7 protein-coding genes and 1 pseudogene are annotated in these 6,662 nt (G+C 41.5%); 4 read left to right on the forward strand and 4 right to left on the reverse strand.

Annotated features, from left to right (window positions below; all coding sequences use genetic code 11):
* Positions 1-66 precede the first annotated feature (66 nt).
* Entirely contained in the window at positions 67-708 is a 642-nt protein-coding gene (locus IQ242_RS13290) for an L-threonylcarbamoyladenylate synthase (protein WP_002771642.1), read from the reverse strand.
* Here IQ242_RS13290 and larC point away from each other — a divergent pair.
* A complete protein-coding gene (larC, locus tag IQ242_RS13295; RefSeq protein ID WP_193960295.1) occupies positions 685-1,941 on the forward strand; it encodes a nickel pincer cofactor biosynthesis protein LarC in 1,257 nt (418 codons plus the stop codon). The two genes, IQ242_RS13290 and larC, sit on opposite strands and share 24 nt — an antisense overlap.
* A gap of 175 nt (positions 1,942-2,116) precedes the next feature.
* Here larC and IQ242_RS13300 read toward each other — a convergent pair whose 3' ends face one another.
* Together IQ242_RS13300 and IQ242_RS13305 are read right to left on the reverse strand one after the other, a co-directional pair.
* The gene (locus tag IQ242_RS13300) at positions 2,117-2,569 is read right to left on the reverse strand and encodes a DUF29 domain-containing protein (RefSeq protein ID WP_193960296.1); all 453 of its coding nucleotides are present in this window, start codon (positions 2,567-2,569) and stop codon (positions 2,117-2,119) included.
* 212 nt (positions 2,570-2,781) lie between these two features.
* Positions 2,782-2,948, reverse strand: a pseudogene (locus IQ242_RS13305) (helix-turn-helix domain-containing protein); the annotation flags it as partial.
* A gap of 111 nt (positions 2,949-3,059) precedes the next feature.
* On the opposite strand from IQ242_RS13305, the gene IQ242_RS13310 reads away from it, so the two are divergent.
* The 3 genes from IQ242_RS13310 (at position 3,060) to IQ242_RS13320 (ending at position 5,210) form a co-directional block, all read left to right on the forward strand.
* The gene (locus IQ242_RS13310; protein WP_052276389.1) at positions 3,060-4,175 is read left to right on the forward strand and encodes a DUF262 domain-containing protein; all 1,116 of its coding nucleotides are present in this window, start codon (positions 3,060-3,062) and stop codon (positions 4,173-4,175) included.
* Positions 4,165-4,668 (forward strand): HEPN domain-containing protein, encoded by a 504-nt coding sequence (locus tag IQ242_RS13315; RefSeq protein ID WP_193960297.1) that lies wholly within the window; start codon positions 4,165-4,167, stop codon positions 4,666-4,668. The genes IQ242_RS13310 and IQ242_RS13315 overlap by 11 nt, the downstream gene beginning before the upstream one ends.
* 125 nt (positions 4,669-4,793) lie before the next feature.
* Entirely contained in the window at positions 4,794-5,210 is a 417-nt protein-coding gene (locus tag IQ242_RS13320) for a RidA family protein (RefSeq protein WP_002771650.1), read from the forward strand.
* A gap of 40 nt (positions 5,211-5,250) precedes the next feature.
* Here IQ242_RS13320 and rpoC1 read toward each other — a convergent pair.
* On the reverse strand, positions 5,251-6,662 hold a 1,412-nt coding region (rpoC1, locus tag IQ242_RS13325), incomplete at its 5' end, for a DNA-directed RNA polymerase subunit gamma (protein ID WP_193960298.1).

Raw genomic sequence — 6,662 nt, forward strand, 5'->3', positions numbered from 1 at the left:
ATAATCTCCTGTCTCCTGTCTCCTATCGACCGTCTCCTGTCTCCTATCTCCTGACGACCGCCTTCGTTATAACCATTGTTGTAATTCTGGCCAACCCAAACCCTGACGCACGATATCCGGTTGATCGCCGGTAAAATCAACAATTGTTGACACTTCCGAACCGGGAGCCGAACCATCTTCGATAATTAAATCAACGATATGATCGAGGGCATCGAATAGCCTAGCGGTTTCTAATCCCTTGGTGGGAAAATCCCCCTCCTGATCGGGAAGATGAGCAGAACTAGAGATAATGGGATTTTCTAGGGTTTCGAGAATAGTGCGACAAATAACGTGATCGGGAACCCGGATACCAGTGGTTTTCCGCTTCGGATTCATCACCACTTTCGGCACTAATTTAGTCGCCGGTAAGAGAAAAGTGTAGGGACCGGGTATAACTCGTCGCATAATTTTATAAGCATAATCGCTGACCACTGCGTACTCGGAAATATTCGACAAAGAAGAACAGAGAAACGTCAAGGGTTTATCATTAGATAGTTGCTTGATTTGGCGAACTCGTTCGACGGCGGATTTCACATTGAGATCGCAACCGATCGCATAGACGGTATCGGTAGGATAAAGCATAATTGCCCCATTTTTCAGGGCATGACAGATTTCTTGGATAGAACGTTGTTGGGGATTTTCCGGATGGAGAGAGTAAATAGTAGCCATGATAGCAAAATCGTCGCCTATTGGGATTGTCCCACGGGAATCGCCGGGGATATGTGTTTAGGGGCATTAGTAGATTTAGGAGTCCCCTTAGAATACCTGATTGCACAACTAAAAACTTTAGGAATCGAGGATGAATATCAGTTAAAGGCCGAAAAACTGCATCGTCGCGGTCAAATTGCCACTAAGATTCACGTCGATGTCACTGCCGAGAAGTCCTCTGATCATCACCACCATCACCATCATACCCCCGCTCGCCATTTACCGGAGATTGAAAATTTAATTAAACAGGCAAATTTACCCCAGAAAGTCCAAGAATGGAGTTTAGCGGTTTTTCAACAACTTGCGATCGCAGAAGGGGCTGTTCACGGGATCGCACCGGAAAAAGTGCATTTTCACGAAGTCGGGGCAACCGATGCCATTATCGATATCGTCGGGACTTGTTTGGGTTTGGATTGGCTATCGGTAAGTGAATTATACTGTTCTTCTCTACCCACCGGCGGCGGTACAGTTCAGGCCGCCCATGGTCGTTTACCGGTTCCCGTGCCAGCAGTAGTACAATTGTTCAGCCAGCGACAAGTACCAATTTATAGTAATGGCATCGAAGCGGAGTTAGTAACACCCACGGGGGCAGCTATTGTGACAACTTTAGCTAAAAGTTTCGGTAAACCGCCGAAAATGCAGTTAGAAAAGGTCGGTTTAGGAGCAGGGACAAAAGATTTACCGATTCCCAATCTTGTCCGACTTTGGTTAGGGAAAAAAGAATCAGAAAAGCTAGATGAAATTGAAACTGTGGCAGTTTTAGAAACTCAAATTGATGACTTAAATCCGCAAGCGATCGCCTACTTAAGCGAGGCTTTATTACAAGTGGGTGCCTTGGATGTATTTAGTCAAGCAATTACTATGAAAAAATCTCGTTTGGGGATACTTTTGACAGTAATTTGTGCCTTGGATAAAATTGCTATTTGTGAAAATATGATCTTTCAGGAAACCACAACTTTAGGCATCAGAAGGACAATTCAAGAGCGATCAATCTTAAAAAGAGAGATACAATCGATCGATACTGTCTATGGACAAATTCGGCTAAAAGTTGCCTACAAAGAGTCAATTAATCAACCGATTACCGTACAACCAGAATACGAAGATTGTGCCGCAATTGCCCGTCAGCATCATCTACCTTGGCGATTTGTTCATCAAATGGCCTTAGCTATTTGGCAAGAAAAAAATCAGTCTTGACAGCAGGGCAATTTTATCATAAAACTGGTATATCCATTTTTCAAAAGAACGTAGGTTGGGCTTCGGCCGTGAGCTTTTGCCGAACGGTTGAAGCATGAAACCCAACGCCCGCTCATGTTACGCTACCGTTAGCCCATCCTACAAACAATTGTGCCTCCCTACTTATATCCATTTTTCAAAAGCTATTTCCAGGAAGATAATCCCAATTTAAAACCTGTTCTTGGCTAAAAGGACAATCAACAGGAAAAGTTTCTTTTGGTAAATTAGTTTCATTTACCGTCCCTCGCACTGCTTTTTGATAACATTCTGCGAAAATATCGGCTAAATAGGGTTTTAAGCTAGGACTATCCCTGAAAATAAACTCTAATTGTTCTCTTTGCTCATCAATGGTATTTATACAGCTATTAGTCGGTTTTTCTGGTTGATATTGCCATTTAAGTAAGTGCATCAAGAGAACTTTTAAACGACTGAATACCTCCCGTCTATTATTACGTCCTATATCGGATATTTCTTCGATTAAGTTATCTAAATCGAGGGCTGCTAAATTGCACTTTTTTAAGTGATTTACGGTTTGCTCAATCCACAAATTAAAATCAGTTTCATAAAGCTGAGATAATTGATTTTTCATGTTGAAAATATCCCATTTAGAAGTCGGTGGTAACGCACCACTCTCTTAACTATAACCGCTGACGGGGAGGTAAGTAGTCGGACATAAGTTTTCGCTGCTGTATAAAGTTTTGTAAATAGGGTAGAAGGCTGTATGCAGCAGCGAAAACCGGCTATTTTACATTCCTTAACATAGTGTTGTTTATTTATGTCCGACTACTTACCAATTTTCAGTAGATAGCATCCGAGGGAACCTTGATTCCTTCTTAATTCTCGCTTTGGTCGTGCTTTGATGACATCCCAGCTGCCATTTGCCGTTGAGATAAATTTCCCTCTTGACCAAGTTGGTAGAGCAAGTTTCTTTGTTCTATGTTAAGATATTGGAGGCTTCGTTTTTGGATCTGATTTGTTGTTGTATTGATCAGACAGTACCTGATAATCCTTTTTCTGTCAACTCTTAAGGAGTCGTGCGTTTCATTTTTGAATTGGCAATATTAGGAGGGATAAAAATTATGGTTAATTATCTCAGTCAAGAAGAGGAATTACTAGCAGCCGAAGAAGAAAAGTATCTAGAGGAAGAAGATGATGTGGATTTTCCTCCTGCGGATATTATTGCTTACAATGAGCAGCGTTCCTGCTCTGATCTAGTTAGAATGTATCAAAAAAAACAATTGGTTATCGATCCAGATTTTCAAAGAGATATGGTGTGGACTGATCCACAACAAACTCGTTTTATTGATAGTTTAATGAAACAGTTACCGATTCCTAGTATGTGTATTAGTCTTGACTATAAGACAGATAAACGCTATATCATCGATGGATTACAACGAATTAGTACCATAGTCAAATTTTTAACTACTGAAGATTGGAAGCTATCAAAATTAGCTGATGTAGATTCGTCTATTTCTGGAAAAACAGTTGAGGAAATAAAAACTCAGCATGAAGAATTATATGAACGCGTAGAAAATATGACTATTCCCATCACCATGATTCGCTACGACTCCAGCAAAAAAACTCATAATAATTATATTTTTAACATTTTCCATCGCTTAAATACCGGTGGAGTAAAACTTAATAATCAGGAGATCAGAAATTGTATCTATAATGGCGAGTTTAATACTTTTTTAAAAGAATGCGCTCAATATGAAAACTGGCTTTTGCTGATGGATCGAAAGCAGAAAAAAGCATCTCGATTTGAAGATGAAGAATTAGTTCTTCGTTTCTTTGCTTTTTATGATGGATACCAGAACTACAAGGGGAAATTGACCGGATTTTTAAATGATTATATGTATAAACATAGATTTGCCCACCAAGATTTTATTCAAGATAAAGATCAATTATTTAAGCAAACTGTTGACTTGATTTATGATAGAATCTTCAAAGAGGAACCTCTCAAAACCAGTAAAGTTATTGCTGAGGGAATTCTGTTAGGAGTTGCCAAAAATTTAGATACTTTAGTCAATCTCTCCAATGATGAATTACAAGACAAGTATTCTAGATTAATAAAATCTGAACCATTTTTAACTAAAAATTTATCTGGTGGTATGTATCGAAAAGATAAGGCTTTAGAGAGAATTAATACATCTATCAAAATTTTTTCATCTACTTCTACTGGTAATGATTACTAAAAGTTATTTATTCAAGACGCTAAACAGGCTTGATAAACTCTATAATGACTCTACAACTGATGATCAAAAGATTTTTTATTCTAAACTAGCTCTTATAGAATTATGTGGCTGGATCGAGGAAACTATGGATGATATAGTTTTAAGATGTGCTAAACGATGCTTAAAGTCCCCAGCTAACCAAAAATTCATCAAAGACGAGATTATTAAGCCTAACTCTAACTTTCAATATGAAGCTTTTAGAAAAATGTTGATTATGGTTATTGGTTTAGCAATATTAGAAAAAATTGAAAAAAAGTTAGAAAAAACCGGTAAAATTAGTGCTTTAAAAGGTGATCTTGGTAATCTAAAGAAAAGTCGCAATCGAGCGGCTCATACTCATACTAAAGGTACTTTGAGAACCTATGACGCTCCTTCTAAAACTAAACATGATTTTGATAGAATATATGCTTTGTTAACAGAGTTAGATGCAGAATTGCAACGTCATAAATGTTGACTTATTTCTCGTACAATCGCTTTTAGCGCACCTTCGACAAAGACAATCAGTAAAAATTAAGCTTCCTAACCGGTGAAAATTAACTACAAGCGATCAAAAAACTGGGAAAATATTCAATTGATTCAATGTCATCTTTTTTAACTATCCTGCCCATGAATAATCAGGTCATCCGTACTGATAAAGCTCCGGCCCCTGTGGGTCCCTATAATCAAGCGATCGCCGCTACCGGTCCTTTTCTCTTTGTTGCGGGACAAATTCCCCTAGATCCCGTCACGGGTGAAATCGTCTCCGGGGAAATTAGCGCCCAAACCGAACAAGTTATGGCCAATCTGGAGGGCATTTTAACCGCTGCTGGGGCTAATTGGTCAAATGTGGTGAAAACTACCGTCTTTCTCTCGGATTTAGCCAATTTCGGGGCAATGAATCAAGTTTATGCCCGTTATTTCCCCCCGGAAACCGCCCCGGCCCGGGCCTGTGTGGAGGTGGCCCGTCTTCCCAAGGATGTGCTAGTGGAAATAGAATGTATTGCCGCTTTAGCCTAAAAATTAAGGTGGGCATTGCCCACCCTAACCTAATCTCTCTCTAGACCACCAAAGCTTCTAGAATCGTCTTATTGTAGATAATTCGCCCTACAGTAGTACGCACATACTGGGAAATTATCTGACCGTCCTTCTCGCGGGTTTTGCGTTCCCGATAATATTTCCAGATGCTGCCATCGGGGAGAGTTTCCGTTTCCAGGACTTCCTCATCCGGTTTATTGGTTTTCACCTTTTCTCCCACCGGCAAACGCAACCACACAGAAGCGTGTAGATCCACCAATCCCTGATCAAAAGCGTGAATAGCGTCATCCATGCTGGCGAAATAACGACCCCCACCCTTTTGGGCCTTGGGATTTTCGGCCGTGAGATAATAACAACCCAAAACCATATCCTGAGAAGGGGCAACAATCGGGCGACCGGTCGCCGGTGAGAGAATATTATGACAAGCTAACATCAACAATCGCGCTTCCGATTGTGCTTCCAGGGAGAGGGGAATATGTACGGCCATTTGGTCCCCGTCAAAGTCGGCGTTAAAAGCGGGACAGACGAGGGGATGTAACTGAATCGCCCGGCCCTCCACCAGGATCGGTTCAAACGCTTGAATGCCCAAACGGTGCAGGGTAGGGGCGCGGTTTAACATCACCGGGTGTCCTGTGATTACTTCATCCAAGACGTGCCAAACATTGGCATCCCCCCGTTGGATCATTTTCTTGGCTGCCTTGATATTATTGACGATGCCTAATTTAATTAAACGATGGATAACGAAGGGTTGGAACAATTCGATCGCCATTTCCCGGGGTAAACCGCATTGATAGATCTTCAATTTCGGACCAACAACGATAACCGAACGTCCCGAATAGTCCACCCGTTTACCGAGGAGATTTTGACGGAAACGCCCCTGTTTACCCTCGATAATATCCGATAAAGACTTCAGGGCGCGATTATTGGCCCCCACCACCGTGCGACCGCGACGACCGTTATCAATTAAAGCATCGACGGCCTCCTGTAACATCCGTTTTTCGTTACGGACGATAATTTCGGGGGCGAGAATTTCTTGCAGACGGGATAAACGGTTATTGCGGTTAATCACCCGACGGTAGAGATCGTTCAGGTCAGAGGTGGCAAAACGGCCGCCATCCAACTGCACCATCGGGCGTAAATCGGGGGGAATCACGGGAATTACGCTTAAAACCATCCATTCTGCCTGAGAACCCGTGGCGACAAAGTTATCGATTACCCGGAGACGTTTAATTAATTTTGCCCGTTTTTGCCCCTTACTTTCGACAATTTCCGTCCGCAGTCTTTCCGCTTCTTCTTCCAGGTTAATTTCCTGTAAGAGTCTTTGGATAGCCTCGGCCCCGATACCCACTTCAATACCGACTAATTCCGAATCCTCTGCGTAGATTTCCTCTTCGATCTCTAACCATTGATCTTCGCTGAGGAGTTGTTTATAAC

Source organism: Microcystis sp. LEGE 08355 (genome assembly GCF_015207185.1).
Classification (GTDB): domain Bacteria; phylum Cyanobacteriota; class Cyanobacteriia; order Cyanobacteriales; family Microcystaceae; genus Microcystis; species Microcystis panniformis.